Below are 255 nucleotides of genomic sequence, written 5' to 3'. Positions count from 1 at the left end.
TGCTCTGGATTGTCCGGAGCGGTGCTCAGTGGCGTGAGCTGCCGGCGGCCTATGGCCCCTGGCAGTCTGTGTACGCGCGATTCTCCAAGTGGCGGGATGACGGCACACTGGAGGCAGTATTTCACGCACTGTCCGGGGACGCGGACATGGAGAATCTGAGCGTAGACTCCACTGTGTAAAGGTACATGAAAGCGCCAATGGCGGGGAAAAAAACAGCGGATAAGGCGGTTGGCCGTACCAGAGGTGGGTGGAACA

1 protein-coding gene is annotated in these 255 nt (G+C 59.6%); it reads left to right on the top strand.

What is annotated here, in order from left to right; translation table 11 throughout:
• Positions 1-8: 8 nt before the first annotated feature.
• Positions 9-179 (top strand): transposase, encoded by a 171-nt coding sequence (locus NE547_RS18720; RefSeq protein ID WP_370866869.1) that lies wholly within the window; start codon positions 9-11, stop codon positions 177-179.
• The last annotated feature ends 76 nt before the right edge of the window (positions 180-255 follow it).

It is taken from the genome of Flavonifractor sp. DFI.6.63 (assembly GCF_024462255.1).
Classification (GTDB): domain Bacteria; phylum Bacillota; class Clostridia; order Oscillospirales; family Oscillospiraceae; genus Lawsonibacter_A; species Lawsonibacter_A hominis.
This window is presented reverse-complemented; position numbering and strand designations above follow the sequence as displayed.